The following is a 25861-nucleotide window of genomic DNA, read 5'->3' as shown; positions in this document are numbered from 1 at the left end:
TGGGGCCGCGTACGGGCTTCGCGCATGTGTCCGCAGGCGGCTCACCCGGGGTGGGGAAAACTTCGTGACGCGCGGGCCGTTTGAGTGAAGCAGCGGAACCATCCCCCTGACCGGACGGTTGATCAGGGCGCTCCATCAGCGGGCACTCGTGCGACAAAAGGATCAAGATGTTCAAGAAGTTCATGACCGCCGCCGCGGTTTCCGCCGTTGCCGTCGGCGCGGGCGCTGCTGCCGCGGCCCCGGCCATGGCCATCGGCAACGACAACGGGGTCAACACCGTCAACGGCAATGGTGCCCAGCAGATCTACGGCAACCAGAAGACCCACGGCGACCAGAGCCCGCAGCTCAGCCTGGTCCAGGGCTCCCTGAACAAGCCCTGCATCGGCCTGCCGGCGAAGATCAACGCCCAGTCGCTGGTCGCCGCGCTCAACATCGGCGTCCAGGACATCAACGTCCTGTCCAACCCGCAGAACCAGCAGTGCACCGAGAACTCCACCCAGGCCAAGGGCGACGAGCCGCTCTCCCACATCCTGGACAACATCCCGGTCCTGTCCGGCAACGCCTCCGTCGGCAGCTGATTTCCGCTCCCCCCGCCCCGCGCGGGGGTCCGGGCCGACGAGCCCGCGCGGTGATGTGACAGGGCCCCGGCAGCGTCCAGCTGCCGGGGCCCTCGCACGTGCCGCGCACGCGGCGGTCAGCCGGTCCAGAAGTCCCACCACCGGGTGAGGATCAGCATCCCGATCACCCCGATGTGCAGGGCGGGCGGGGCCCAGCCGAACTCGGCGAAGAAGACCCGCAGCGGGCCGGGGGCGGGGAGGACGCCCGTACGGACGTTGTGCGCGGTGACGGCCCAGAACATCAGCAGGGTCGCGACCCAGGCCAGGCAGCACCACAGGCAGAGCGCGTTGATCTCGTAGAGCGACTGGACCATGAGCCAGCTGCAGAAGCCGACGCCGAAGACCGTGCCGGCGTTCAGTCCGAGCCAGAACCAGCCGCGGTAGCGGGCGCCCGCCAGCAGGCCCGCGCCGACGCAGACGACGACGGCGTAGGCGACCAGTCCCAGCATGGGGTTGGGGAAGCCGAAGGCCTGCGCCTGCTCGCTCTGCATCACGCTGCCGCAGGAGACCACCGGGTTGAGACTGCAGGCGGGCTTGAAGTCCGGGTCCTCCAGCAGGAGGAACTTGTCGAGGGTGATCACCCAGGAGGCCAGTACCCCGGCCGCGCCGGTGACGGCCAGCAGCCACGCCAAGCCCCGCGGGGCGGCGTCCCGTTGGTCCTCGTGTCCACTGCGGGGCAGGCCCTGCCGGGCCGGGGCGTCCACTGTATTCGTTGCCATGTGGCCCATACTCCCCCGCCTCCACCCAGAGCGGGTCCAACCATGCCCATCTGTACGCAAGTTGACCTGAAGGTGTGGCGGGAACCCCCGATGCTTCCCGGACGTTTTACCGAACCCCGGACGTGATGTCAGAGCCAGGGGTTACGTTGAGCTTCCGCGAAGTGACAAGCTGCGACGGCCTGGAGACCCACCTTGAGCGATCCGTACGAGACAACCGAGGCGCACCTCGACCGACTCCTCGGCCGCGCCCTCAACTCCTTCGACCTGCCCGACCGGCTGGTCGAGCGCCTCGGCACGGCGCTCGCCCACAGCTCTTCGCTCTGCACCACCCACCACGACCCGGCGGCGGGCGTCTGGCGGGAGACGCGCCGGCACACCTGCCTGCTGGCCGACGGCGGCTCGGTCTCGCTGTGGGAGCTGTCGTACCGGCTGGAGGGCGACCGGGCCGTGCGGCACGAGGTCTTCGCGGACAAGGCCGATATGTGCCTGGCGGTGGCCCGGCTGTTCGGCGCCTCCGCCGCCGGGGCGGTCCCCGATCCGCTGCCTCTCCCGGGTGAGGAGGAGCGCGACGACGACCCGGGGGTGTTCGGCGCACTGTTCGCCTCACGGGGACCGTCGGCCCGGCACCGGGAGTACGCGGTGGAGGGGTCCGCCGACCACGCCCGGCGGGTGCTGCGCCGCGCGGAGAACCGGGACCGGCCCGGCGAGGCGGTGGCGGCGCTGCTGCGGGCGGCGTACGCGCACCACATCACGCAGGCGTTCGGCACGCGGCAGCTCCTGCCGGACGGGCGGGGCGCGGGCTTCAACCTGTACGAGCACGCCTTCGTGCTGCTGGACGGAAGCGAGCTGAGCCTGTGGGAGGTCGAGCACACGGCGACTCCCGACGGTCGGCACATGTGCGAGGTGTACGAGAGCGAGGCCGCCGCGCGCGGGGCGATGGAGCTGCGCGCCCGCGTCGGCTGACCCGCCCCGCCCGGAACGGACATGCCCGCTCGTGACGGGCGGGCATGTCCGCGGAAGAAGCCGCGTCAGAGGGCGGCGGGCACCTTCTGCGGTGTGCTGCCCGTGTGCTCGGCGGCGCCTTCGCGCTCCTCCATCGGGATCGCCTTGCGCGGCAGCATGAACATCACCGTGGAGATCACGACCAGTACGCCCACGACCCACCAGAGCGCGCCGCGGAAGGCCTCGACGTAGGGCGGGCCGAAGACCATGTCGTCCTCGATCAGCCCGAAGAAGACGACGGAGGTCAGGGCGAGGCCCAGCGCGTTGCCCATCTGGCCGGTGGTGTTGATCAGCCCGGAGGCCGAGCCCGCGTCGCGGCGCGGCACCTCGGACAGCGTGGTGTCGTTGAGCGGGGCGACGATCAGGCCCATGCCGACGCCCATGAGGATCAGCGGGGCGGCCATCTGCCAGGAGGCTATCTCCATGCCGTAGTGCTCGGACTCCCAGATGTAGAGGATCAGGCCGGCGGCCATGACCAGGGCGCCCGCCTGGAGCACCTTGCGGCCGAAGCGCGGGACGAGCTTCTCGACGGAGAGGCCCGCGGCCACCGAGACGGCGATGGAGAAGGGGATGCCGGTGGTGCCCGCGCGCAGGGCGCTCCAGCCGAGGCCCATCTGCATGTAGAGCGTCCAGACCAGGAAGAAGATGCCGGTCGCGATGCCGAAGGTCAGCTGGACCGCGATGCCGCCAGCGAAGCTCTTGACCTTGAAGAGGGAGAGCTCGACGAGCGGCGAGCCGTCCTTCTTGATCTTGTGCTTCTCGTACACGAGGAACGCGGCGAAGACGAACGGCGACGCGATCATGCAGACGAAGCCCCACGCCGGCCAGCCGTTCTCACGGCCCTGGGTGAGCGGGAAGATCAGCATGACGAGGGCGAGGGTCGCGAGGACGACGCCGACCAGGTCCAGCCGCAGGGCCTGGGGCGCCTTGGACTCGCTGATGAACTTGCGGCCCAGGATCACGCCCGCGATGCCGACGGGCAGGTTGATCAGGAAGATCGGGCGCCATTCGAGACCGAAGAGGTTCCACTCGGTGAGCAGCGCGCCGAGCATGGGGCCGGAGACGGCGCCGAGGCCCACGATCGCGCCGAACATCCCGAAGACCTTGCCGCGTTCCTGCGGAGGGAAGGTGACGTGGATGATCGCCAGCACCTGCGGCACCATCATGGCGGCCATGCCGCCCTGGAGGATGCGGGAGGCGACGAGCATGGCCGGGTCGGCCGCGATCCCGCACAGCAGCGAGGCGGCGGTGAAGCCGGATATGCCGATGAGGAAGAGGCGCTTGCGCCCGTAGATGTCACCGAGACGGCCGCCGGTGATGAGACCCGCGGCGAAGGCGAGCGCGTAGCCGGCCGTGATCCACTGGATCGCGCTGGTGGAGGCGCCGAAGTTCTGGCGCAGGGTGGGTATCGCGATGTTGACGATGGTGACGTCGACCAGGTCCATGAAGGCCGCGGTCATCACGATGGCGAGCGCCAGCCAGCGGCGGCGGTCGGGGGGTGAGTCGGGTGCGTCGTGGGCTGCGTCGGTCCGCTCTTCTTGTGCGGGCCCGTTCTCTCTTTCGGGCGATGTCTTGGACGTCTCGGTGGTCATGAGGAGAAACCTAGACGGGATGTAGGTCAGTTAGTGTCCTATTTCGCTGGCAACCTGGATCCCATGACCGACACACCGGCACGGCTGCTGTCCCTGCTGTCCCTCCTGCAGACCCCGCGCGAATGGCCCGGGAGGGAGCTCGCGGAGCGGCTGCGGGTGAGTTCGCGGACCATCCGGCGCGACATCGAGCGGCTGCGGGAGCTCGGCTACCCGGTCGAGGCCACGCTCGGCGCCGAGGGCGGCTACCGCCTGGTGGCGGGAGCGGCGATGCCGCCCCTGCTGCTCGACGACGAGGAAGCCGTCGCCATCGCGGTCGGGCTGCGGGCGGGCGCCGGGCACGCGATCGAGGGGGTCGAGGAGGCCTCCGTACGCGCACTGGCGAAGCTGGAGCAGGTCCTTCCGTCGCGGCTGCGGTACCGGGTGGGCGCCCTGCAGTCGGCCACGATCGCGCTGACGCGGGGGGACGGGGCCAGCGTGGACCCGCGGACGCTGACGACCATGGCGTCGGCGGTGGCCGGGCCGGAGCGGCTGCGGTTCGCCTACCGGGCGCGCGACGGGGCCGAGTCGCGGCGGCTGGTGGAGCCGTACCGGCTCGTCAGCACGGGCAGCCGGTGGTACCTGGTCGCCTACGACATGGAGCGGGAGGACTGGCGGACCTTCCGGGTGGACCGGGTGGCCGAGGCCTTCGCGACGGGGGCCCGGTTCACGCCCCGGGAGCTGCCCATGGACGCGCAGGAGTTCGTGCGGCGCGGGCTCGGCTCGCACGGCGCGCAGGCGTACGCGGTGGAGGTGGCCTTCGAGGCGGTGGCGGCGGAGCTTCCGGAGTGGTTGCGGGCGGCCGCCGTGCCGGGCGGGGGGACGCCGACCGTGGTCCGTTTCGACAGCAGGGACGCGCTGGAGTGGCTGGCGGCCCGGCTGGCCCTGACGGGCCTGGCCTTCACGGTGCGGGAGCCCGGTTCCCTGGCGGAGGCGGCTCGCGTGCTGGGCGCGCGGCTGAGCGGAGCCGGTTCCTTCCGGGCGGCCGACCGGTAGCGGGTCGCACGCGGCGCGCTCCCGGCCGGTTCCCCGCTGCCCGGGACGGGCGCCCCTCGCCCCGCCCCGGGCAGCGGGGAGCCCCGGCGCCTGGGGGGGATAGGCACCGGGGCTCGTTTCGGGGGTCGACGGCGGGCGGCTAGGCGACCGCGTCGAAGCCGGTGTCGCGCGCCATCCGCTTCAGCTCCAGCAGGGCGTGCTTCTCGATCTGGCGGATCCGCTCACGGGTCAGGCCGTGCTGCTTGCCGACCTCCGTCAGGGTCCGCTCGCGGCCGTCGTCGATCCCGTACCGCATCTTGATGATGGACGCGGTGCGCTGGTCGAGCTTGCCGAGCAGGTCCTCCAGCTCCTCGCTGCGCAGCAGCGAGAGCACGGACTGCTCGGGGGAGATCGCCGAGGTGTCCTCCAGGAGGTCGCCGAACTGCGTGTCGCCCTCGTCGTCCACCGACATGTTCAGGCTGACCGGGTCACGCGCCCAGTCCAGTACGTCGCCGACGCGCTTCTCCGTGGAGTCCAGCTCGGCGGCGATCTCGGCGTGCTCCGGGTCGCGGCCGTTCTCGCGGTTGAACTCGCGCTGGACCCGGCGGATCCGGCCGAGCTCCTCGACCAGGTGGACGGGGAGGCGGATGGTGCGGGACTGGTCGGCGATGGAGCGGGTGATCGCCTGGCGGATCCACCACGTGGCGTACGTGGAGAACTTGAAGCCCTTGGTGTAGTCGAACTTCTCCACGGCGCGGACCAGGCCGGCGTTGCCCTCCTGGATCAGGTCGAGGAGGGGCAGGCCGCTGCGCGGATAGCGCCGGGCGACGGCGACGACGAGGCGGAGGTTGGAGCGGATGAAGACTTCCTTGGCCCGCTCCCCCTCGGCGGCCAGCGCCTGGAGTTCCTCGCGGGTGGGCGTGTCCCCGTCGCACTCTATCGCGCCGTCGAGGATCTGCTGGGCGTAGACACCGGCCTCGATGATCTGGGAGAGCTCCACTTCCCTGGCGGCGTCGAGGAGCGGGGTGCGCGCGATCTCGTCCAGGTACATGCCGACCAGGTCGCGGTCTGCGATCTCCCCGCCCACAGCGCGTGCGCTGCTCGTGGACTGACGGCGGGCGACGGCGCGGGTTGCCATGCGTGCTCCCTTGCGATGTGTTCGGTCGCGGTGCGGCTGCCGGACGGCCACCGGCGGTGCGGTGGTGCGCCCTCGGACACTCTCCCGAGTGCCCGCTTCCGAAGGAAACAACGACTGGAAACGGGACAGAATTCCCACGCTGGTCCCTCTTCTTCGAGATCTTGCAGTATCCTGCCCCGCCACGAGAGGGGGCCGGATGGCGCGGAACCTCGAAGATGTGCAGGTCAGGCCCGGAACGAGGCCGATCCGACGTCGCACACGAACCCGTGGGGTCACCAGTCCGTGAGACGGGCGTCACGCTCGGCACACCGTGTTCACTCCGGAGCAGCGCCGCCCTCGGCTGCACTCCGCCCCTGAAGACGGCCTTCACCGGCTTCTGGTTGCCTGGACTGGCGATCGAGTGGCTGGATACGCCCCAACCAGGCCTTTCCGCCTGATAGTGACCATGTCACGGCGGTGGAGGCAGGCATCTCTACCTCCACCGCGCGCGCGTGGGGCCGAGAAGCGGCGCCGACCGGTCGGCGAGCACCCGTTCGGGTGGGGCCCGGGCATATTCCTTCGGCTGGGACGCGGCCTCCGTGGCGTCGGGGCGTCGCTTGTGCCGCCCGGTCGGCGACGCCCACACCGATGAGGAGGTGCTGAACCATGACCGCTCTCGCCCACGAGACGCAGGAGGCTGCGATGTCGAAGGTCACGACTCCCCCGTCGGACCTCGACGACGCCCCGTGGCAGGCATGGAAGGCCATCGAACTCCCCGAGGGCCACCACGCCGAGATCGTCGAGGGGTTCATCGAGGCGTCACCCACGGGACGCTACGCACAGCCGGATCGTCAATCGCCTGCGGGACCGGCTCGTCCTCCACCTCGCCCAGAGCGAGTTCGCCGCCTGGCAGGACACCAACGTCATCCACCACCGCAAGGTCTGGATCCCTGACCTCTTCATCGCGCGGGAGGACGCCGAGGAGCACATCACCGAGGACGGGCTGGGCATCGCCGCGTCCGCCGTCCGGCTGGTCGTCGAGGTCGTCTCCGCCGGCAGCGACGGCATCACCCGCGACCGCACCCGCAAGCGGCGCGAATACGCCCGGGCCGGCATTCCCGTCTACGTGCTCATCGACGACTTCGACGAGGGCGGCACCATCACCGTACTGACCTCTCCCGACCCGGAAGCGGCCGTCTACGCCGACGAGGTACGGGCCGCGTACACGGCGGGCGTGACCCTCTCCGACGGGCCCGCCAAGGGGTTCGCCATCGGGGAGGACGTCACCGGGCCGGGGCGGGCGCGCTAGCCGTACTGGAGACTGCGCTTGGAGAGGCCCATCCAGAAGCCTTCCACCGGGGTGCGGCGGGTCGTGAGGTCGCCGGCGGCATCGGCCGCGCCGAGGGTGACGAAGAGCGGGGCGAAGTGTTCCGTACGGGGATGGGCCAGGCGGCCGGCGGGGGACTTGGCCTGGAAGTCGAGCAGGGAGTCCAGGTCACCGGCGGCCAGCGCCTCATGGCCCCACGCGTCGAACTCCGCGGACCAGGCGGGGACGCCCGGGCCCGTGTGGCGCAGTGCGGCCAGGTTGTGGGTGAAGAAGCCGCTGCCGACGATGAGGACACCCTCGTCGCGCAGGGGTGCGAGCGTGCGGCCGATGTCCATCAGGCGGCGCGGGTCCAGCGTCGGCATGGATATCTGCAGGACCGGTATGTCGGCGTCGGGGAACATCTCCACGAGCGGGACGTAGGCGCCGTGGTCCAGGCCGCGGTCCGGGATGTCCTGGACGGGGGTGCCGGGTGCCCGGAGCAGCGCCCGGACCGAGGCGGCGAGCTCCGGGGCGCCGGGGGCGTCGTAGCGGACCCGGTAGTAGTGCTCGGGGAAGCCCCAGAAGTCGTGGACGAGCGGGACGGGTTCGGTGGCGCCGAGGGCCAGCGGGGCCTCCTCCCAGTGGGCGGAGACCATGAGGATCGCCGTGGGCCGGGGCAGGTCCGCCGACCAGGCGGCCAGCTCGCCCGGCCAGAGGGGGTCGTCCGCGAGCGGCGGCGCCCCGTGGCTGAGGTACAGCGCCGGCATGCGCGTCTCGCCGGTGGCCGTGGAGGCCTGGGCTGCGGGGGTCGGGGTCATGGGGGCGCTCCTCCGTCGTCGTGCAGGGCTGCCTCCACAAGACTAACCCCACTTGGTTCAAATTTGAACCAAGTGGGGTGTGCAGTCATTCCCGCGGGCCTGCGGCCGGGGTCAGTGGGCGATCACCGGGACCTTGAACTCGGCGTCCTCGGCGGAGCCGGACCCGGAGGCCACCGGGTCACCCGCACCCGGCCGGCCGGTGTTGATCAGCGTCAGGGCGATGGCCGCACTGGCGGCCAGGATGCCGACCGCCCACCAGATGGCGGAGGAGTAGCCCTCGACCATGGCCTGCGCCTGGATCAGCTGCGCCGCCGGGCCGCCCGCCGCGGCCTCGGCGGCGTGGTCGGCCAGGTACGCCGTGGTCGCCGAGGCGGCGATGGTGTTCAGCAGCGCGGTGCCGATGGCGCCGCCGACCTGCTGGGAGGTGTTGACCATGGCGGAGGCGACACCGGCGTCGGCCGGGTTCACCCCGTGCGTGGACAGGGACATGGCCGGCATGAAGGCCGTTCCCATGCCGAGGCCGAGGAGCAGCTGCGCCGGCAGGATCAGCGCCGGGTACGAGGAGCCGACCTCCAGCTGGGTCAGCAGCAGCATGCCGGCGGCGGCGACCAGGAAGCCCGGGCCCATCAGCAGGCGCGGGGCGACGCGGGTCATCAGGCGGGCGCCGATCTGGGTGGAGCCCAGGATCATGCCCGCGATCATCGGCAGGAAGGCGAAGCCGGTCTTGACGGGCGAGAAGCCCTTCACGACCTGGAGGTAGTAGGTGAGGAAGAGGAACAGGCCGAACATCGCGATGACGGCCAGGCCGAGGGAGAGGTAGACACCCCCGCGGTTGCGCTCCAGCAGGACGCGCAGCGGCAGCAGCGGGGACTTCACCTTGGACTCGACGAGGACGAAGGCCGCCAGCAGGACCGCCGAAGCGGCGAACATGGCCACGGTGACCGGGTTCGACCAGCCGGCCGACTCGGCGCGGGTGAAGCCGTACACCAGGGCCACGAGACCGGTGGTGGACAGGACCACGCCGGGGATGTCCAGCGGGGCGCGGTTGCGGGAGCCGGCGGGCTCGCGGATGACCATCCAGGCGCCCACGGCCGCGACGATCGCGAACGGGATGTTGACGAAGAAGGTCCAGCGCCAGTTGAGGTACTCGGTGAGGACGCCGCCGAGGATCAGGCCGACGGCGCCGCCGCCGCCCGCGATGGCGCCGTAGATGCCGAATGCCTTGGCCCGCTCCTTGGCGTCGGTGAACATCACCGCGAGCAGGGAGAGGGCCGCCGGTGCGAGCAGCGCGCCGAAGGCACCCTGCAGGGCGCGGGCGCCGAGCATCATGGCCTCGCCGTTCGCGGCGCCGCCGAGCGCGGAGGCCAGGGCGAAGCCGACGAGACCGACGACGAAGGCGTTCTTGCGGCCCCACTTGTCGGCGATGCGGCCGCCGAAGAGGAGCAGTCCGCCGAAGGCCAGCGCGTACGCGGTGATGACCCACTGGCGGTTGCCGTCGGAGATGCCGAGGTCGGTCTGGGCGGAAGGGAGGGCGATGTTCACGATGGTCGCGTCGAGGACGACCATCAGCTGGGCCAGGGCTATGAAGACGAGCGCCTTCCAGCGGCTGGGATCGGCAGCCGACACGGGTGTCGCGGCTGTTTTCGGCATGGGGATACCCACTTCACTGTGCGGAATGACCGGAAAAGGCTAGTTCGTTGGCTGTGGCGGTGTCACATGGTTTTCAGCGTCAGGTCTTCCAACGTGGCCGCCGAACCGGGGAGTTCGGAGCGGGCCGGGGCCCGCAGCCCGTCCAGGAAGAGCTGGAGATGGCGGTGGGCGAAGGTGTCGGTGTCGAGGCAGGCGGTGCCCGGGAGGGGGCGGCTGAGCTGGGACAGGGCGACCATCAGGTCGCCGGCGCCGATGTCCGCGCGGACCAGTCCGGCCTCCTGGCCGGCGGCCAGCAGCGTCTCCACGGCCGCCGCCAAGGCGGTGCGCGCCGCGAGGAGTTCGGGGTGGTCGCGGTCGAAGCCGTCGGCGAGCATCGGGCACAGGGCGCCGATCCGCTCGTCGGCGGCGGTGTGCGTGAAGCGGCACAGCGCGGCGAAGGCGTCGGGCTCCTCGGCGAGGGAGGCCTCGGCCGAGGCCGTGACCCGCTCGGTGGTGAAGAGCACGACGTGGTGGACGAGGGTGTCGCGGTCGGCGAAGTGCCGGTAGAGGGTGGCGTTGCCGATGCCCGCCCGGCGGGCCACCTCGTCGAGGGGGGCCGCCGATCCGAATTCGACGAAGGCCTCGCGGGCCGCCGCCAGGATCCGCTCACGGTTGCGGACGGCGTCGGCGCGCGGCCGCGGTGCGGCGTCGGCGCAGGATGCGCGGGAGCGGCCAGGCCGCGGGGCCGCCGGGTCCACCGCCGCCTCCGGGGCGGGCGGGGCCGCCAGGGCGGTCGTGGTGGGGCGCTGCATCGCGGGGCCTCCCTGGGGCGGTGACGAGCGGATCGGACGTACGGGCCGGCTCGCCAAACGGGGAGCCGTTCCCCGCTTGGCGGGACTCACGTACAAACGGGGAACGGATCCCCGGTTATTTCACTCCTCCGTGTGAGCCGGGTCACGCCGGCGAGGGTCGCCCGTCACCGTTTGGCCTCTTCCGACGCGCGGGCGCCGCGCGCCCGGCGGAGGGTGAGCGCACAGGGCGCAGACCGGACAGGGCCGGCTGCCGCGGACCCGAAGGCGAGCTCCATGACGCAGACCCGCCACCGGATACGCAGACCACGCCTCACCGGCGCGTACATCGGCCTGACCGCGCTGGCGATCGGCGTCACCGCGACCGCGAGCACGGGGATATCCGGCCGCGGCCAGTCGGCGGCCGGACCGGTGGCCACGACCGTCGAATCGGCGCTCGCGCCGTGCCGGATCGCCGGGACGATGGGCGTGCAGATGTCCGAGGGCATGCCGACCCCGCCCGGGTACTCGCGCTCGACGGGAGAGGTCCGGGCACTGAACCTGATGATCGACTTCCCCGACGCCAAGGGCGAGGGAACGGCCCTGGACCGGCTGGCGGAGTTCTTCCCCCAGACCTCCGACTGGTTCCACACCAGCTCCTACGGCCGGATGGCCTACCGGGCCGAGGCACCGATACGGACCTGGCTGCGGATGCCGATGCCCTTCGCGGCGTACGGGATCGAGCGCGGTTCCTCGTACGAGCCGGGCTACCGCCAGCTCGTCGAACACATCGCGAAGGCCGCCGACGACGAGGTGGACTTCAGCCGGTACGACCTGATCAACATCCTGGTCACGCCGAACGCCGGGCCGTCCGCCCTGGACACCGTCCTGTCGGTGACCTTCTCGGGCAACGGCGAGGCGCCGATGGCGGACGGGGTCCCGCTGTCCAACACGTCCTTCGTCTACAGCCGGCAGGACGACGGCTCCGGGACCTACCGGGAGACCGGCTACCGGGTGCTCCCGCACGAGAACGGGCACGTCTTCGGGCTGCCCGACCTCTACACGTCCGACGGCGGGAACACGGTCGGGCACTGGGACATCATGAGCGAGGACTGGGGTGCCAACAACGACCTGATGGGCTGGCACAAGTGGAAGCTGGGCTGGCTGGACAGCACGCAGATCTCGTGCGCGTCGAAGCCGGGCACCAGCGACCACGTCCTGACCCCGCTGGCGGCGGAGGGCGGCATGAAGCTGGCCTTCGTCCCGCTGTCGGAGAGCACCGGATACGCCGTGGAGGTGCGGACCCGGGCCGGCAACGACGAGGCCGTCTGCCGACCGGGGGTCCTCATCTACAAGGTGGACTCCGACGTGGACACCGGACACGGGCCGGTGACCGTCTCGGACAGCTCGGACGCGAGCGGCGGCTGCACCCGCCGGCCCAACGTGCACGCCGAGCTGTCGGACGCGCCGTTCCGGCCGGGTGAGACCTTCACCGACGAGAAGGCCGGCATCAGCATCTCGGTGGTGGGCGAACTGCGCGACGGCAGCTACCAGGTCCGCGTCACCCGCCCGTAGCGCCCCTCCGGGCGGGCACGGACCGGGCTGCGGAGCCGGGCCGCGCTCGGCGCGATCCGGCTCCTCGGCCGCCCGCGGCCGGGAAACGCCCGGCCCGCGGCACTAGCCTTCGGCTAAAGCCGGTTCGTGTACGCCGGTAAAACTTCCGGACGCCTGGCGGCGGTATGTCTGCTCTGCGGGCAACCTTCCGGAATCGGCGTTGGTAGCTTCCCCCCTGAGCGATCGTCGGAGGGGGCCGGCCATCCGAGTCGTACGGCGGACCGCTCCTCCTGACCCGCACCACTTACGGGACGTTCATGAGGAGTGACCACCCCATGCCGATGAAGACCACCCTGCGCATCACCGTGGCCGCCGCGACCGCCTTCGCGGCGCTGGGCATCGCCGCCCCGCAGGCCGCCGTGGCCGACACCCCCGGGCGCCATGTCACCGTCGCTCCCCAGGCCTCGGCCTCGACCCAGAGCCTCGTGGCGGCGAACCGGCAGGCGGCCGCCATGGCCGCCAACGTCTGCGGCGCCGGCTACACCCAGATCCTGCTGGCGGAGCGGCTGCCGAGCGCCACCACCCGCTACGCCACGGTGTACGTCTACACCAACGGCAAGGAGACCGGCCCGCTGATCTACGACCAGCCGACCTGCGCCGTGCTCCACAACGAGACCGGTTCGGCCCAGTACATGGGCGTGCGCCTGAAGGACAACTACACCTCCACCCCGGACACCCAGGACTTCGGCACCTACAGCTCCTACGCCGGCCCCGTCTACCAGAACAAGGGCTACTGCGGCCACGTGTACTCGTACATGAAGAAGTCGGGCAAGGTCGTCGTCGACCACCTGCGCGTCGTCGGCTCCTGCAACTGACCGCAGCGCCGACGGGCCCCCGCGGCGTGCGGGGGCCCGTCGGTGTTTGCGCAGGCCGCCGGGAGGGGTCAGCGGCCGGTGGCTCTGGGCCAGAAGGCGTCCAGCCATACGAGGGTGTCCCGCATGACGTAGTGGTCGGCGTTCGGGCGCAGCGCGGAGAGCAGGAAGGAGCGGGCGCCCTCGGAGGGCACGCCGAGGACGGTGAAGCGGGGGTCCGGGGAGCCGTCGGCGCCGACGGGGTGGAAGCGCGGCGTGAGGTCGAGTCCGCCCGGCTGGAAGACCTCGCCGTCCGCGGACTCGTTGCGCCACAGCCGCACCATGCCCCGGCCGAGGAGGTTGCGGTAGAGCGGGAGGGCGTCGAGCCGCGGGTCGAAACCGTGCATGCGGGCCTCGACCAGGACGTCGACGGGCCGGGACAGGCCGGTGTGCGGGCCTTCGACCACGGTCTTCCCGGTGGCCGCGTCGAGCCGGGCGCGCGCTCCCGGCCCGGCGCCGACGTCGACCAGTCCGCAGTCGACCAGGGCGGCCATCTTCGCCATGATCTCGGCGGCGGCCCCGTTCGCCAGCCGGTTGTGGTGGCGTACGTAGGTCCCCAGGAAGTGGCGCTGGGAGGCGGGGGTCAGGCCCGCGTGGTCCACGGCGTACGAGATGACCTGGCGCAGGTCGCGCCAGACGCCGTCGGCGGCGGCCTTGTGGGGGTTCTTCACGTTGCCCTGCCGGGCCCACAGCTGGTCGCGGGCCATGAACGCGGCGACCGACGCACGGAACTCCTCGGGAGAGGCGGCGGGCGGGACCGGGGAGACGGCGCGGTGCCAGTCGAAGCGGTTGCCGTGGAGGTAGGTCTCCAGGCCCCATGCGGAGTCGAGGGGGTCGGTGACCTGGCCGGGCGGCAGCGAACGGTCGACGCACCGGCGGACCCCGGCCTCGGCCGAGGGCCCGTACACGGTCCTCGTCCAGTGCAGCAGCACGTCGCGGACCGGCCAGGACACGGCGGCCTGGGCCCCGAAGAGCGCGCACTTGCCGCGCAGGACGCCCTCCAGGACGTCGGCGATCTCGTCCACGGCGCGTTCCAGCGGGGCGGTCAGGGCGCCGGGCCCGTCGGCGGGCGTGCCGGTCACGAAGGCCAGGTATCCGGGGAGCGCGCGCCGGGTCAACAGCAGCGCCGCGGCGGGGCCGAAGAGGGTGACGTAGTGCAGGTGGGCCATCTCCAGGACGACCAGAGGCAGGAGGTCGCGTTCGAAGTCCAGCTGCCGGCGCCCGGTGCCGTCGCCGCCCTGGGGCCGGCCGACGTGGGCGCGCAGCTGGTCGACGGCCTCGCGCGTCAGGAAGGTGCCGGGGTGGTCGCCGCCGCCGTCGGCCGGCTTGTGGTTGTCGGGGCGGGCGAAGGTGAACAGGCCGGAGCCGCTGAACGCCACGACGGCCGCGGGCTCCCGGCCGGAGGGGCGGTAGACCAGGCGCGGGCCGTCCTGGTGGAAGGTGCCGCCGCGGCCCTCGGTGAGGTGCAGGATCGTGTCGATGGCGGTGAGGCCCATGCCGGCGCAGCCGACGACCGTGTCCGGTCCGCAGCTGCCGGCGTCGAGTTCCTCCTCCAGGGGGTACGGATGCGGTACGTGGCGGGTCGCGCCGCCGGCGGCCGGGCGGTCCGCGGCGGAGCGGCTCGGGTCGTGGTGGGAGTGGCCCGTCAGCAGGAGCACCTCGTCGGCGGTGCGGCGGTCGCCGTCGGCGGTGACGACCTCCAGGCGGTCGCCGCCGGCGGGGGCGATGTCCACGACCTCGGTGTGGTGCAGGTGGAGGGCGGCGCCGGGGTGGCGGCGCAGGTCCGCGGCGAAGGCGTCGAACATGTCGCGCAGGGCCAGTCCGTGGACGTAGCGCTTGGGCCAGTCCTCGGGGCCGAGGTCGAGGTCCGGGTCGCCGGTCTCCTCGTAGCGGCGGCGGCACCACTCGTGCAGGGTGGGCCGCTCGGCGGGCGGGCGCAGCGGTCCGGCGCCGGCCACCGTCTCGTCGGCGGCGAAGCCCACCTGGGCGCCGATGCGGTTGAGGTAGCTGGTGCGTGCCTGGTCGGGGGCGTGCGCGCGGCCCGCGCCGAACGCGCCGGTGCGTTCGTAGAGGTGGACCTCCAGGCGGCGTCCCTCCCCCAGCCGGTCGATCGTCGCCGACAGCCGCTCCAGGGCGTACGTGGCCCTGGGCCCGCCACCCACCACGGCGAGCCGGTAGGGCTCGGACGTCGCCGCGGGTCGGCCGGATGCGTCAGCTCGGGGGGTGGTCACGGGCACCTCATTCAGGGGTCGGAGGAGATCTGCCGGGGCGCGGGGGCCGGTCGGTCCGTCGGCCGCGCCCGTCAGCTGCGGGCCGTCGGTGCGGGGCCGTCGGTGCGGGGCCGTCGGTGCGGGGCCGTCGGTGCGGGGCCGTCAGTCGCGGGGCCGTCAGTCGCGGGCCGGCAGGATGCGGGCGAGCGCGGCGAGGAAGCGGTCGATGTCCTGCTCCGTCATCTGCCCCATCGTGGAGAGCCGGAAGAAGTCGGCCGCCAGCTGTTCCTGGGCGCTGTAGATGACGAAGCCCTCCGCGCGCAGGCCGCGGTGCAGTTCGGCGTAGCCGCAGCCGTCCGGGATGCGGATGGCGGTCAGGGAGGCGGCCCGCTGCCCGGGCGGGAGCAGGATCTCCAGGCCGAGCGCCTCCAGGCCGTCGCGCAGCCGCCGCGCGAGGGTGGTGTAGCGGGCGTGGCGGGCCTCCCAGCCCTCGGCGAGGGCCAGGTCGAGGGCGGCGTCGAAGGCGTAGAAGCCGGGGATGGCCGGGGTGAACGCGGGGGCGTGGGCCTTCTCCTGGGCGGCGTAGTGCCGGTGCAGGTCGAGGTAGTAGCCGCGCCGGGGGTGGCCAGCCAGGGCTTCGAAGGAGGTCCTGGCGGCGCTGACGAAGCCGAGGCCGGGGGCGCCTTCGAGGCACTTGTTGGCGGAGCCCGCCAGCCAGTCGACACCGTCGGCTGCCAGGGAGATGCGTTCCGCGCCGACGCTGCTGACGGCGTCCACGACGACCTCGCGGCCGTGGGCGTGCGCGATCCGGGTCACGGCCGCGACGTCGTTGAGCATGCCGCTGCTGGTCTCGTGGTGGACCACGCCGACGTGGGTCAGGCCGGGGTCCGCGGCCAGGGCGCGGTCGACGGCGGCGAGGTCCACGGGGGTGGCCCAGCCCAGTTCGAGCCGGTGGGCGCGGATGCCGTGGGCGTCCGCGATGTGCCAAAACCGCTCGCCGTAGTGCCCGTTGTCGATGACCAGCAGGCCGCCGCCGTGCGGCACGGCCGAGCTGACGGCGGCCTCGACGGCGGCGGTGCCCGAGCCGGTGAGGACGACGGAGGTGTGCCGGTCGTCGCCGCCCGCGGCGAGGGTGGTCTTGTGCCGGACGCGGGTGAGGAGGTCGGAGAACTCCGGCTCGCGGTGGCACATGTCGGGTCCGGCGAGCGCCGTGCGCACCCGGTCGTCGGTGATGACGGGGCCGGGGTTCATCAGGACGAGGCGCTCCGGGCGCGGCGGTGTGCTGTCGTTCATCGGGCGATCGCTTCCTTGAATCGGGCTGCCGAGGCGGGCGGGGCGAGGGCCGGGCGGCCGAGGTTCGGGTCCGATCCGGGGGCGATGCGGACGCGGACCAGGTGGGCTCCGCCGTCCCGCTGTGCGCGCAGGACGGCGGCGCGCAGGGCGTCGGCGTCGCGTACGTCGTGGGTGGCGCGGTAGCCGCAGGCCGCGGCGATCGCCGCGAAGTCGACCCCGGCGGAGGCGGTGGGCTGCCCACCGGTGGACTCGTAGGACTCGTTGTCCAGCAGCAGGTGACACAGGTCGGTGCCGGCGTGGCGGCCGATGGTGGCCATGGCCTCCAGCCGCATCAGGGCAGCGCCGTCGCCGTCGAGTACGGCGACCCGGCGGTCGGGGGTGTGCAGGGCGACGCCGAGGGCCACGCTGGAGGCGCAGCCCATGGAGCCGACGACGTACAGGTTCTGCGGGCGGTCCCAGTCCCGTTCCAGTTCCCGGGCGGTCTTGCCGGTGGTGGCGACGAGCAGGGTGTCGGGGTCCATGGCGGAGACGATGTGGCCGATCGCCTCGGCCCGCTTCATCAGCGGCGGGCCTGCTGCCGGGGCAGGGGCCGCGGCGGGGGCCTCGTAGGGGGCGACGGCCCCCTTGGGCACGATGAACGCGAAGGGCAGCCCGGTGGTGTCCATGTGCTCGGCGGCCACCCCGAGGCGCTGGGCGAGGAGCGCGGGATCGTCGGGGAGGACCTCGTTGCGCACGCCCATGGACGTCAGCATGTCCTGGGTGATCCGGCCCATCAGCTCGTGCTGGGGCTCGTCGGGGCGGCCGGGGCGGCCGCGCCAGGTGACGAGGAGCAGGACCGGCAGGCGCAGGGTGTGGCAGAGGGAGGTCAGCGGGTTGACGGTGTTGCCGAGGCCGGAGTTCTGGAGGATGACCACCGGGCGGCGGCCGGCGAGGACGGCGCCGGCGGCCAGGGCCACGGCCTCGCCCTCGTTGGCGGCGATGACGTACTCCTGCGGGTGCTCGGCTTCCAGGCAGGAGATGACCGGGCCGAGGAAGGAGCAGGGCACGCCGGTGAACGGCCCGTGCCCCTGCTGCCTGAGCAGTTCGACCAGGGCGCGCGCCCGGAGGGCTCCGGCGCTCACTGGCCGCCCTCCCGGGTGGCGAACAGCTCGGCGGCGCGGGCGATGTCCTGTGCGGTCCGCAGCTCCAGCCAGCCGGAGCCGATCTCGACCGCGCCGACCCGGTGTCCGGCGGCGAGCAGGTCGGTGAGCAGGTCGGCCAGGGTGCCCTCGGTGCCGTCGGCACGGCGCTTCTCGGCGATCTGGCGCACGGCGGCGAAGCCCTGGGCGGAGAAGGCCGCGGCGCCGGCGAACTCGCCGTCCGCCCTGGAGCCGGCGACGGCGAGGACCTCGCTGCCGGAGGCGCCGCCCAGCCGGCGGCCGCCGCGGGCCGTGGAGTCCAGGGTCAGCGGCAGGGCGTCGGCGCGGCGCTCGGCGCCGGGGCCCTGGGAGACGTCGACGAGGACGGCGATGTCGCCGCCCGCGGCGACGAGGCGGCGCAGCGGCTCGCCCTCGACGAAGACGTCGCCGGAGACCAGCACGGTGCCGCTCAGGGCGTCGTCGTCCAGGGCGAGTACGGCGCCGGTGGCGTCGGCCTGGGCGGGCAGGATCGTGACGTCCTGGGGGGCCCGCGCGGTGTCGGCGCCCGCGGTCGCGGACACCGGTTCGATGTCCGCCCGGCGCAGTGCGGCGCTCTGCTCGGCGAGCAGGCCGGCGGCGGGGGCGGTGGGCCGGCCGGGGACGACGACGGCCCGGGCGCGGCCGGCGTACGGGGTGATGAACTCGGCCTCGTGGCGCTTCTGGAGGGGCATGCCCTGGAGGTCGAACACGGTGGACAGGGGCGCGATCCGGTCCTCGATGCCGGTGGTGCGGTCGTCGCGCAGGATCGAGGCGAAGGTCTCGGTGACGGCGGCGATGCCCGCGCGCAGACCGTGGTTGGCGTAGATGACCATCTTGGCGCCGGCGTCGGCCAGTTCGGTGGCGGTGATGGTGTGGTAGGTGGTGGGGACGACGACCACGGGGGTGGGCAGGGTCCAGCGTTCGAGGAAGCGCAGGACCGGTTCCGGGGAGCTGCCCTTGGCGTGGATCAGTACGGCGTCCGCGCCGGCCGCCGCGTAGGCCTCGCCGCGGCGCAGTGCCTCGTCCATGCCCCAGCCCGCGATGAGGGCCTCGATCCGGGCGATGACCATGAGGTCCGGGGCGGCCTGGGCGGCCTTGGCCGCGCGCAGCTTGCCGCAGAACTCGGCGATGGGGGCCAGTTCCTGACGGCCCGGGATGAAGCTGTTGACCTTCGGGAAGCGCTTGTCCTCGATGGACACGCCGGCGATCCCGGCCGCCTCGTAGCGGCGGATCATGTTCATGACGTTGTGGGCGTTGCCGTACCCGGCGTCGCAGTCGGCGACCACGGGGACGTCGACGGCGGCCGCCAACGAGGTGGCGGTGGCGAGGAGTTCGCTCATGGTCAGGATGTCGGTGTCGGGCACGCCCTGGGAGGCGGACACCTCCAGGCCGCTCGACCAGACGCCGTCGAAGCCGGCCCGCTCGGCGAGGCGCGCGCCGAGCGGGTTGTGCGCGCCGACGATGCGTACGGTGCCCGGGCGGGCGAAGAGGTCGCGGAGCCGCCGGGCTCCGGTCGTCCTGTGGTCCCCGCGTGCCTCTGTCGTCCCAGTAGTCATGCCGATTCTCCTGTTGTCCGCATTCGTGCGTGAGGGGGCGCAGCATCATCGGGGCGGCCCACATAATGCAATTGCCGGAAATTCAAATGGGTCGGGGTGAATGGATGGGCTGGATATGCGGCCCGCGGCTCGCGCCCTGCGGTCACAGGGTGACGGCCGTGAATACCAGGCCGTCGGCCACCAGCCAGCGGCCGTCGAAATGCCGGACGGTACGGCCGGCCACCTCCGGACCGTCCACCAGGAGGCGTGCGTGGAACGCCCCGCCGGTGGTGGCCGGGCCCGGTTCCGGATGGAACCGCAGTTCGGCCTGGGTGAAGTCGAGCCAGCGCCCGGTGAGCGGGAACCACGTCTTGTAGACGGACTCCTTGGCGCTGAAGAGGACCGTGTCCCAGTGCAGGCCCGGCCTGGACCGGGCCAGCGTCCGCAGCCGGACGCGCTCGTGCGGGAGCGCCACCGCCTCCAGGACTCCCGGGGGCAGCGGGACGTGCGGTTCGGCGTCGATGCCGATGCCCGTCAGATCGGTGGACCGGGCGGCGGCGGCCGCCCGGTAGCCGTCGCAGTGGGTGATGGCGCCGGCCACCCCCGCGGGCCACAGCGGCTCTCCGGAGCCGCCCACGGGAACGGGCCCGGCGGGCACCCCCAGGCTGTGCAGTGCGCGGCGGGCGCAGAGCCGTCCGGTGGCGAAGGTCCGCCTGCGTCCTTCCGAGGCGCGCGCCACGGCCGCCCGTTCCTGCGGGTGGAGGCGGGAGACGGCGCCGGGTGGGTCCGCGTACTGCGCCGAAGTGGCCACGCAGGCGGGCAGGATCCGCTCGATCACTTCGTGCGCCCCCCGCCCGTGTGCTCCGCGCCCGCCCGGCCGGCGCCCGCGAAGAGGCCGGCCACCGCGCCGAGGGCGGCCACCGCCGCGGTGGCGAGCAGGGCGTGCTGCATGCCTTCCAGGAACACGGTCCGGGAGATGTCCGTGAGGGTGGCGTGCGCCATGTCCACGGTCCCCGGCTCCGGTGCGAGGCCCACGGCCACCGCGCGTACGGCCGTGTCCAGGGCGCCGGGGGCGATCCAGGCGCCCTCCGCGGCGAGGCGTGCGGGCAGGGCGGAGGCGGCGTGGGCGGCGACGAGGGCGCCCGCGGTGGCGGTGCCCAGGCTGCCGCCCACCTGCATGGCCGTCTGCTGCATGCCGCCGGCGACTCCGGACAGTTCGACCGGTGCGCTGCTGATGACGAGTTTGGTGGCGCCGACCATGACGGGGCTGAAGCCGAGCCCGAGCAGGAAGAAGCACAGCGTCGTCTCCAGCGTCCCGGACTGCGCGTCGAGACGGGACAGGGCGCACATGGCCGTCGCGGTCACCAGCAGTCCGGTGACCACCGGGGCCCGGGGCCCGGACCTGCTGATCCACAGCGCGGCGAACGGCGCGCCCACGATCATCAGCAGGGTCAGGCCCAGGACGCGGACGCCCGACTCGGCCGGGGTCAGCCCGAGCACGTTCTGCAGGTAGAAGATCAGGACGAAGGGCGCGCCGAACATCACGAAGGACATGGCGAGCATGGCCAGGACGCCGACGGTGAACCGGACCGACCGGAAGATGCGGGGTGGTATCAGCGGGTCGGCGGTGCGCCGCTCCCACCAGGTGAAGAAGGCACCGAGGAGCAGCGCCGCGGCCAGCAGCGCCAGGGTGCGGGCGTCGGGGCGGCCCTGGTCGGCGACCGTGGCCAGGCCCCCGACGAACAGGCACAGCGCGGTGCCCAGGACGGCCATGCCGGTCAGGTCCAGGCGGCCGGGCGGCCGCTCGGCGCGTACGTCGCGCAGGACGGTGGCGCCGAGGGCCAGGGCGACCGCGCCGAGCGGCACGTTCAGGAAGAACACCCAGCTCCACGAGGCGTGTTCGACGAGCAGGCCGCCGACGACGGGGCCGGCCGCGGTGGACGCGGCGATGACGGCGCTGCGCACGGCGATCGGCATGTTGAGCCGCTCGGCCGGGAAGGCGGTGCGCAGCAGGCCGAGGGTGGCGGGCTGCATCAGCGCGCCGAACACGCCTTGCAGGACGCGCAGTGCGATGACCCAGCCGAGGCTGCCGGAGGCGCCGATGGCCACCGAGGCGGCCGTGAAGCCGGCGGCGCCGATGAGGAAGACGGTGCGGTGGCCGTAGCGGTCCCCGAGCCTGCCCGCGGCGATGAGCAGGGCGGCGACGGCGAGCAGGTAGCCGTTCGTCACCCACTGGATGCCGGTCAGGCTCGCGTCGAGCTCGGCCTGCATGGCCGGCTGGGCGACGGTGACGATGGTGCCGTCGAGCGAGACCATCATGGCCCCGACCGACAGGGTCAGCAGGGTCAGCCAGGGGTGGCCCCGTACCCCGCGGCGCGACGGGGAGGGCGGGCCGCCCTGCCCCTCCGCGGCCGCGGTGTGTCCGGTCGCCCTGCTCATGTAAGGAGCTCACCCGGCTGTCCCGCGGCCGCCGCGGTGTTCGTCCGGCCGGAGCCGTCGCGGCCGCCGCCGGCGCCGTCCTCGGCGGGCTTCCAGCCGGGCGGGCCGAAGACGTACCCGAGCTTGTGGCGCAGCGTGCTCGCGCCGCGCACGTCGCGGAACATGTTGGCGAACTCGTGGACCTGGATCTTCCAGATGGAGAAGGTCTCGATCTGCTTGGTCAGGCCGTACGTGGGGCGCTGTACCTCGGGCTGGAAGGTGCCGAAGATCCGGTCCCAGAGGATGAGGATGCTGCCGAAGTTCTTGTCCAGGTATTCCGGGTCGTTGCCGTGGTGCACGCGGTGGTGCGAGGGCGTCACGAAGACGTACTCGAACCAGCGCGGCAGCTTTCCGATCTTCTCGGTGTGCGCGAAGAGCCCGTACACCAGGTGGGCCGAGTGCATCGTGAAGACCAGCGCGGGGTGCACGCCGAGCAGCGGGAGCGGCAGCCAGATCATCTTCTCGAACCACTGGGCCCACTTGCGGCGCAGCGCGGTCGAGAGGTTGAAGTACTGGCTGGAGTGGTGCACCTGGTGACCGGCCCAGATGAGCCGGATGCCGTGCGCGGCGCGGTGGTACCAGTAGAGGAGGAACTCCACGCCGAAGAAGAGGACGACCCACGTGGTCCAGGACGAGGACGACAGGTGCCAGGGCGCCACGTACTCGTACACGAGCAGGTAGAGCGCGAGCGCCACGGTCCGCAGCATGGTGGACGAGAACAGTGCGCCGAAGCCCGTGAGGATGCTCGCCCGGTGGTCCCGCAGGTCGTATCCGGGCCGCTCGTCGTGGTCGTCGCCGAACTTGATCGCCAGCATCTCGATCACGATCAGCAACGCCATGGCGGGCAGGGCGTAGACCGCTGGATCGTGCAGCCGGTCTATGACCTTATCGAGCATCGCTCTCTCCTCGTTTCGACTTCCGCAAAAGCCTAAACACGCTCCCTAAAAAGCCCCCTAAAGCCCGCCTTAACTTCCGCCTTCACCCGGACGACGCCCTGCGAGCAGAACTGTTTAGTGGCGTTTTAGCATCCCCCGGGTACGCTCGCCGTCGGCTTGGCAGGAAATCGCAATTTCCGGATCGTCGCCACTTTTTCGAGGAACTGGCCGCAATGATCCAGGAACGGGGTGCGAATGGGCGGGAACGGTCTCGCGGTCCGCATGGAGCGGCCGGCCCGCGGCGCCGGCCCGGTGCGGGTGCTCGCCCTGCACGGGCTGGCCGCCAGCGCGACCACCTGGACCGCCTTCGGCGAACACGCTGCGGACGACGTGGAGTTGTGGACGGCCGAACTGCCGTGGGGAGTCGGCGGCCCGACCTCGTGGAGCCACCGCGGCGACCCGGCCGAGTGGATCGGCCGCGCCCTGGCCACGGTCCCCGGCGGGGCCGACGTCCTCGTCGCGCACTCCTTCTCCGCCGTCCTCGCCGTCGAGCACCTCGCCCGGACCCCGCACGCCGGACGGCCCCGCGCCCTGGTCGCCGTGTCGCCCTTCCACCGGCGGGACCCGGCCGACTTCCGCTGGGACGACGCCGGCCACTACCTCGGCATCTTCCAGGAGGTCTTCGAGGAGGCGCTGGGCGTCGCCTCGGCGCGCCGGCTGTCCCCGCGGACCCGCCGGGACATGGCCCTGCTCGTGCGCGACCGCGTCGGCCCCTACGGCTGGACGCGCTTTTGGGAGAGCTACCTGCGCAGCCCCTTCGTCGACGTCGGCGGCCTCGACCTGCCGGTGCTCGTCGTGGCCGGGGCGCAGGACCGCTTCGCGCCGCCGCGGGAGGCCGGGCTGCTGGCGGCCGCGCTGCCGCAGGGACGGCTCGAACTGATGCGGGACTGCGGGCACTTCCCGATGACCGAGCGGCCCGGGCCGTTCGCCGAAGCCGTCCACCGGCTGATCGCCGGGTCGGCCGCGCAGCCGTACGCGGCTCCCACGAGAGTGAGTTGACCCTTGCGCCCCTCTGCCACCCCCGAGGTCCTCGTGACCGGAATCGGCGCCGTCAGCTGCCTCGGCGCCACCGCCGGGGAGTTCTGGACCGGTCTGAAGGCCGCCGCCTCGCGGCCCGCCCCCGTACCGGGTCTGACCGAGCACGTGCCCGACGTACTCGCCTACCAGGTGCCCGACGGCGGGACCGGTGCGCCGGACACGTCGCCCGGCGCCCTGGGCCGTGCCGCGCGCTTCGCGCTGGCCGCCGCCCGCGAGGCGGTCGCCGACGCCGGCCTGGGCGCGCACGAGGTCGCGGAAGCCGCCGTGGTGATCGGCACGGCCGTCGGCGAGAGCGGCGGGCGCGAGAGCGGCCACGACGGCGGGGGCGCCGCGGACGGGACCCCTGCGCCGGCGGCGGGCTCCTGGGAGCCCATGTTCTCCGTAGCCTCCGCGGTCGGCGCCGAACTCGCCACCTTCGGGCCGAACATCAGCGTGAGCAACGCCTGCGCCGCGAGCGGATACGCGCTGTCCGTCGCCGTGGACCTGATCCGCCGCGGCGAGGCCGACACCGTGCTGCTCGGGGGTGCGGAGGGCATCGCCCGGGTGCCCCTGGCCAGCTTCAGCCGGCTGGGCGCGGCCGACCCCGAGGCATGCCGGCCCTTCGACGCCGGCCGCCGGGGCACCGTCTTCGGCGAGGGGGCCGCCGTGCTGGTGCTGCAGTCCGCCCGGGCCGCGGCCGGCCGGCCCGTCTACGGCAGGGTGCTGGGGACCGCGTGGAGCTGCGACGCCCACCACCCCACCGCGCCCGATCCCGGCGGCGAGCAGCTGGTACGGGTGGCCCGCACGGCCCTGGAGGAGGCCCGGCGCGGTCCCGACGACGTCGGCTGCGTCATCCCGCACGGCACCGGCACCCGGCAGAACGACGTGGTCGAGTACCAGGTCCTGCGGGAGGTCCTCGGCGACCACGCCGCGCACACCCCGCTGTTCAGCCTGAAGGCGTTCATCGGGCACACCGCGGGCGCCGCGGCCGCCTTCGCCGCCGTGTGCGCGGCGCTGATGGCCCGGCACGGGGAGATCCCGGCGAACATCGCGCTCGCACGGCAGGACCCGCAGTGCCCGGTCTGGCTGCCGCAGGACGGCCCGACCGCGCTGCGGAAACCGAACGTCCTGGTCAACGCGTACGCGTTCGGCGGGAGCAACTTCTCGATGGTGTTCGGGGGCGGGGCACGGTGACGGCGGGTGTCGTGGTGGCCGAGTCCGTCGCCCACGGTGCGGGAGTGGTCCTGCCGCCGGAGGGGGCCGGACCGGCACAGGCCTGGTTCGACCACCGGGCGCGGCTCGGCCGCGGGTACAAGTACCTGCCGCCCGCCTGCCAGTACCTGCTCGCGGCGGCCCGGACGGCCCTGGAGGACTCCGGCCGGGAGGCGGACCCGCACGCCCCGGCCACGGCCCCGGAGCTGCGCGGCGCCGTCGTCGGCACCAACAGCGCCGTGGCGGCCCTGCACGCGGCCATCGACGAGACCGTCCGCCGCGAGGGGGCATCGGCGCTGAGCCCGATGAGCGTGCCGTACTTCGCGGTGAACCTCGTCGCCGGCCGCCTGTCGACCGAGCACCTGCTCAAGGGCTTCAACCTGACCGTGACCTCGCCGCGCGTGGCCGGCGTCGAGGCCCTGCACCTGGCCGCCCTCGAACTGGCCGCGGGCCGCGCCGCCGTGACCCTGGCGGGGGCCGCGGAGGCACCCGACCCGCGGGCCGGCGACGCCGAACCGGAGGCGGGCGCCGCGCTGTTCGTGCTCCGCCCGGGCGGCGGGCCCGTACCGGCCGGCGGCGCGGTGCTGCGGACCGTACTGCGCTTCGTCCCGCCGCCGGCCCTGGCCGCCGCGGAGGGCCGCCGACGCGCCCGGGACTCCGTACGGCAGGCCCTGGACGCCCTGCGCGCGGGCGGGCCCGCACCGGACGAGGTCGAGCTGCTGGCCGACCCCTCGCCCGTCGGCGACGCCGTCGCCGACGCCCTGCGCTCCTGGTGCGCCGACCGCGCACCGGTGTCCACGCGCTGGTCCGGGGCGCGGGCCGGGGCCCTGGCCCCGGTGGTCCGGCTGGCCGCCCGCCCCCTCCCGGCGCCCGCCGGCTGCCGGCTCGTCGTCACCGCCTCCCGCGCGGGCAACGTCGCGCTCGCCACGGCGCACACCCCTGAACACACCGACTGAGAGG

Annotated in this window: 22 protein-coding genes and 1 pseudogene; 10 read left to right on the top strand and 13 right to left on the bottom strand. The window is 73.1% G+C overall.

The genetic code is table 11. The features are described from left to right. Window positions 1-167 precede the first annotated feature (167 nt). Window positions 168-578, top strand: a complete 411-nt coding sequence (locus ACFWFZ_RS10795) for a rodlin (RefSeq protein ID WP_030845158.1) — start codon at window positions 168-170, stop codon at window positions 576-578. Window positions 579-694: 116 nt separating this feature from the next. On the opposite strand, the gene ACFWFZ_RS10790 is transcribed toward ACFWFZ_RS10795, so the two are convergent. Further along, window positions 695-1336 carry a vitamin K epoxide reductase family protein gene (locus ACFWFZ_RS10790; RefSeq protein ID WP_387119712.1) on the bottom strand — a complete coding sequence of 214 codons (642 nt, stop codon included), beginning with the start codon at window positions 1334-1336 and terminating at the stop codon, window positions 695-697. Between the two features lie 192 nt (window positions 1337-1528). Between ACFWFZ_RS10790 and ACFWFZ_RS10785 the strand changes: the two genes are divergently transcribed. Continuing rightward, window positions 1529-2299: a DUF6227 family protein gene (locus tag ACFWFZ_RS10785; protein WP_387119709.1), complete on the top strand. Its 771-nt coding sequence runs from the start codon at window positions 1529-1531 to the stop codon at window positions 2297-2299. A gap of 65 nt (window positions 2300-2364) precedes the next feature. Here ACFWFZ_RS10785 and ACFWFZ_RS10780 read toward each other — a convergent pair whose 3' ends face one another. Further along, the gene (locus tag ACFWFZ_RS10780; RefSeq protein ID WP_387119705.1) at window positions 2365-3930 is read right to left on the bottom strand and encodes an MFS transporter; all 1566 of its coding nucleotides are present in this window, start codon (window positions 3928-3930) and stop codon (window positions 2365-2367) included. Window positions 3931-3993: 63 nt separating this feature from the next. On the opposite strand from ACFWFZ_RS10780, the gene ACFWFZ_RS10775 reads away from it, so the two are divergent. Further along, complete coding sequence (locus tag ACFWFZ_RS10775) at window positions 3994-4962, top strand: helix-turn-helix transcriptional regulator (protein ID WP_387119702.1); 969 nt, start codon at window positions 3994-3996, stop codon at window positions 4960-4962. Window positions 4963-5101: 139 nt separating this feature from the next. On the opposite strand, the gene ACFWFZ_RS10770 is transcribed toward ACFWFZ_RS10775, so the two are convergent. Beyond that, window positions 5102-6079 carry an RNA polymerase sigma factor RpoD/SigA gene (locus ACFWFZ_RS10770; RefSeq protein WP_387119699.1) on the bottom strand — a complete coding sequence of 326 codons (978 nt, stop codon included), beginning with the start codon at window positions 6077-6079 and terminating at the stop codon, window positions 5102-5104. Between the two features lie 676 nt (window positions 6080-6755). Between ACFWFZ_RS10770 and ACFWFZ_RS10765 the strand changes: the two are divergent. Next, a pseudogene (locus ACFWFZ_RS10765) lies at window positions 6756-7181 on the top strand (Uma2 family endonuclease); the annotation flags it as partial. Between the two features lie 3 nt (window positions 7182-7184). Then, window positions 7185-7367 (top strand): hypothetical protein, encoded by a 183-nt coding sequence (locus tag ACFWFZ_RS10760; RefSeq protein ID WP_387119696.1) that lies wholly within the window; start codon window positions 7185-7187, stop codon window positions 7365-7367. On the opposite strand, the gene ACFWFZ_RS10755 is transcribed toward ACFWFZ_RS10760, so the two are convergent. The 3 genes from ACFWFZ_RS10755 to ACFWFZ_RS10745 form a co-directional block, all read right to left on the bottom strand. Then, on the bottom strand, window positions 7364-8182 hold the full coding sequence (locus ACFWFZ_RS10755; protein ID WP_387119693.1) for a dioxygenase: 819 nt from the start codon (window positions 8180-8182) through the stop codon (window positions 7364-7366). The genes ACFWFZ_RS10760 and ACFWFZ_RS10755 overlap by 4 nt on opposite strands. Before the next feature lie 111 nt (window positions 8183-8293). Then, the gene (locus ACFWFZ_RS10750; protein WP_387119690.1) at window positions 8294-9832 is read right to left on the bottom strand and encodes an MFS transporter; all 1539 of its coding nucleotides are present in this window, start codon (window positions 9830-9832) and stop codon (window positions 8294-8296) included. A 62-nt stretch (window positions 9833-9894) separates the two neighbouring features. Continuing rightward, a complete protein-coding gene (locus ACFWFZ_RS10745) occupies window positions 9895-10623 on the bottom strand; it encodes a TetR/AcrR family transcriptional regulator (RefSeq protein WP_387119687.1) in 729 nt (242 codons plus the stop codon). Between the two features lie 273 nt (window positions 10624-10896). Here ACFWFZ_RS10745 and ACFWFZ_RS10740 point away from each other — a divergent pair, with 273 nt between their 5' ends. Together ACFWFZ_RS10740 and ACFWFZ_RS10735 are read left to right on the top strand one after the other, a co-directional pair. Continuing rightward, window positions 10897-12174 carry a M6 family metalloprotease domain-containing protein gene (locus ACFWFZ_RS10740; RefSeq protein ID WP_387119684.1) on the top strand — a complete coding sequence of 426 codons (1278 nt, stop codon included), beginning with the start codon at window positions 10897-10899 and terminating at the stop codon, window positions 12172-12174. 314 nt (window positions 12175-12488) lie between these two features. Next, the gene (locus ACFWFZ_RS10735) at window positions 12489-13028 is read left to right on the top strand and encodes a hypothetical protein (protein ID WP_387119681.1); all 540 of its coding nucleotides are present in this window, start codon (window positions 12489-12491) and stop codon (window positions 13026-13028) included. 68 nt (window positions 13029-13096) lie between these two features. On the opposite strand, the gene ACFWFZ_RS10730 is transcribed toward ACFWFZ_RS10735, so the two are convergent. The 7 genes from ACFWFZ_RS10730 to ACFWFZ_RS10700 all read right to left on the bottom strand — a co-directional run bounded on the left by ACFWFZ_RS10730 (window position 13097) and on the right by ACFWFZ_RS10700 (window position 22633). Beyond that, window positions 13097-15295 carry an FAD/NAD(P)-binding protein gene (locus ACFWFZ_RS10730; protein ID WP_387119678.1) on the bottom strand — a complete coding sequence of 733 codons (2199 nt, stop codon included), beginning with the start codon at window positions 15293-15295 and terminating at the stop codon, window positions 13097-13099. A 156-nt stretch (window positions 15296-15451) separates the two neighbouring features. Next, window positions 15452-16567, bottom strand: coding sequence for a 2-aminoethylphosphonate aminotransferase (locus ACFWFZ_RS10725; RefSeq protein ID WP_387119675.1), 1116 nt, complete (start codon window positions 16565-16567; stop codon window positions 15452-15454). Further along, window positions 16564-17688, bottom strand: coding sequence for a phosphonopyruvate decarboxylase (gene aepY / locus ACFWFZ_RS10720; RefSeq protein ID WP_387119672.1), 1125 nt, complete (start codon window positions 17686-17688; stop codon window positions 16564-16566). The genes ACFWFZ_RS10725 and aepY overlap by 4 nt, the downstream gene beginning before the upstream one ends. Then, window positions 17685-19280, bottom strand: coding sequence for an isocitrate lyase/phosphoenolpyruvate mutase family protein (locus ACFWFZ_RS10715; RefSeq protein WP_387119670.1), 1596 nt, complete (start codon window positions 19278-19280; stop codon window positions 17685-17687). Before ACFWFZ_RS10715 ends, aepY begins: the two co-directional genes overlap by 4 nt. Before the next feature lie 142 nt (window positions 19281-19422). Beyond that, a complete protein-coding gene (locus ACFWFZ_RS10710; RefSeq protein WP_387119666.1) occupies window positions 19423-20097 on the bottom strand; it encodes a 4'-phosphopantetheinyl transferase in 675 nt (224 codons plus the stop codon). Next, window positions 20094-21698, bottom strand: coding sequence for an MFS transporter (locus ACFWFZ_RS10705; RefSeq protein ID WP_387119663.1), 1605 nt, complete (start codon window positions 21696-21698; stop codon window positions 20094-20096). Before ACFWFZ_RS10705 ends, ACFWFZ_RS10710 begins: the two co-directional genes overlap by 4 nt. Then, the gene (locus ACFWFZ_RS10700) at window positions 21695-22633 is read right to left on the bottom strand and encodes a sterol desaturase family protein (protein WP_387119660.1); all 939 of its coding nucleotides are present in this window, start codon (window positions 22631-22633) and stop codon (window positions 21695-21697) included. The genes ACFWFZ_RS10705 and ACFWFZ_RS10700 overlap by 4 nt, the downstream gene beginning before the upstream one ends. 234 nt (window positions 22634-22867) lie before the next feature. On the opposite strand from ACFWFZ_RS10700, the gene ACFWFZ_RS10695 reads away from it, so the two are divergent. The 3 genes from ACFWFZ_RS10695 to ACFWFZ_RS10685 are packed head-to-tail and all read left to right on the top strand — an operon-like array spanning window position 22868 to window position 25857. Further along, window positions 22868-23671, top strand: coding sequence for an alpha/beta fold hydrolase (locus ACFWFZ_RS10695; protein ID WP_387119657.1), 804 nt, complete (start codon window positions 22868-22870; stop codon window positions 23669-23671). A gap of 3 nt (window positions 23672-23674) precedes the next feature. Beyond that, window positions 23675-24883, top strand: coding sequence for a beta-ketoacyl-[acyl-carrier-protein] synthase family protein (locus ACFWFZ_RS10690; RefSeq protein WP_387119652.1), 1209 nt, complete (start codon window positions 23675-23677; stop codon window positions 24881-24883). Continuing rightward, window positions 24880-25857 carry a beta-ketoacyl synthase N-terminal-like domain-containing protein gene (locus ACFWFZ_RS10685; protein WP_387119649.1) on the top strand — a complete coding sequence of 326 codons (978 nt, stop codon included), beginning with the start codon at window positions 24880-24882 and terminating at the stop codon, window positions 25855-25857. The genes ACFWFZ_RS10690 and ACFWFZ_RS10685 overlap by 4 nt, the downstream gene beginning before the upstream one ends. The last annotated feature ends 4 nt before the right edge of the window (window positions 25858-25861 follow it).

The organism is Streptomyces sp. NPDC060232 (assembly GCF_042726555.1).
In the GTDB taxonomy this organism is placed as follows: Bacteria; Actinomycetota; Actinomycetes; order Streptomycetales; family Streptomycetaceae; genus Streptomyces.
The sequence above is the reverse complement of the archived record's forward strand: the minus strand, read 5'-3'. Positions and strand labels throughout refer to the sequence as shown.

Excerpts from the sequence above, each read along its gene's own strand:
- ACFWFZ_RS10795 (WP_030845158.1), top strand. The coding sequence starts at position 168 with ATGTTCAAGAAGTTCATGACCGCCGCCGCGGTTTCCGCCGTTGCCGTC.
- ACFWFZ_RS10790 (WP_387119712.1), bottom strand. The coding sequence starts at position 1,336 with ATGGCAACGAATACAGTGGACGCCCCGGCCCGGCAGGGCCTGCCCCGC.
- ACFWFZ_RS10780 (WP_387119705.1), bottom strand. The coding sequence starts at position 3,930 with ATGACCACCGAGACGTCCAAGACATCGCCCGAAAGAGAGAACGGGCCC.
- ACFWFZ_RS10775 (WP_387119702.1), top strand. The coding sequence starts at position 3,994 with ATGACCGACACACCGGCACGGCTGCTGTCCCTGCTGTCCCTCCTGCAG.
- ACFWFZ_RS10770 (WP_387119699.1), bottom strand. The coding sequence starts at position 6,079 with ATGGCAACCCGCGCCGTCGCCCGCCGTCAGTCCACGAGCAGCGCACGC.
- ACFWFZ_RS10755 (WP_387119693.1), bottom strand. The coding sequence starts at position 8,182 with ATGACCCCGACCCCCGCAGCCCAGGCCTCCACGGCCACCGGCGAGACG.
- ACFWFZ_RS10750 (WP_387119690.1), bottom strand. The coding sequence starts at position 9,832 with ATGCCGAAAACAGCCGCGACACCCGTGTCGGCTGCCGATCCCAGCCGC.
- ACFWFZ_RS10745 (WP_387119687.1), bottom strand. The coding sequence starts at position 10,623 with ATGCAGCGCCCCACCACGACCGCCCTGGCGGCCCCGCCCGCCCCGGAG.
- ACFWFZ_RS10740 (WP_387119684.1), top strand. The coding sequence starts at position 10,897 with ATGACGCAGACCCGCCACCGGATACGCAGACCACGCCTCACCGGCGCG.
- ACFWFZ_RS10735 (WP_387119681.1), top strand. The coding sequence starts at position 12,489 with ATGCCGATGAAGACCACCCTGCGCATCACCGTGGCCGCCGCGACCGCC.
- ACFWFZ_RS10725 (WP_387119675.1), bottom strand. The coding sequence starts at position 16,567 with ATGAACGACAGCACACCGCCGCGCCCGGAGCGCCTCGTCCTGATGAAC.
- ACFWFZ_RS10715 (WP_387119670.1), bottom strand. The coding sequence starts at position 19,280 with ATGACTACTGGGACGACAGAGGCACGCGGGGACCACAGGACGACCGGA.
- ACFWFZ_RS10705 (WP_387119663.1), bottom strand. The coding sequence starts at position 21,698 with ATGAGCAGGGCGACCGGACACACCGCGGCCGCGGAGGGGCAGGGCGGC.
- ACFWFZ_RS10700 (WP_387119660.1), bottom strand. The coding sequence starts at position 22,633 with ATGCTCGATAAGGTCATAGACCGGCTGCACGATCCAGCGGTCTACGCC.
- ACFWFZ_RS10695 (WP_387119657.1), top strand. The coding sequence starts at position 22,868 with ATGGGCGGGAACGGTCTCGCGGTCCGCATGGAGCGGCCGGCCCGCGGC.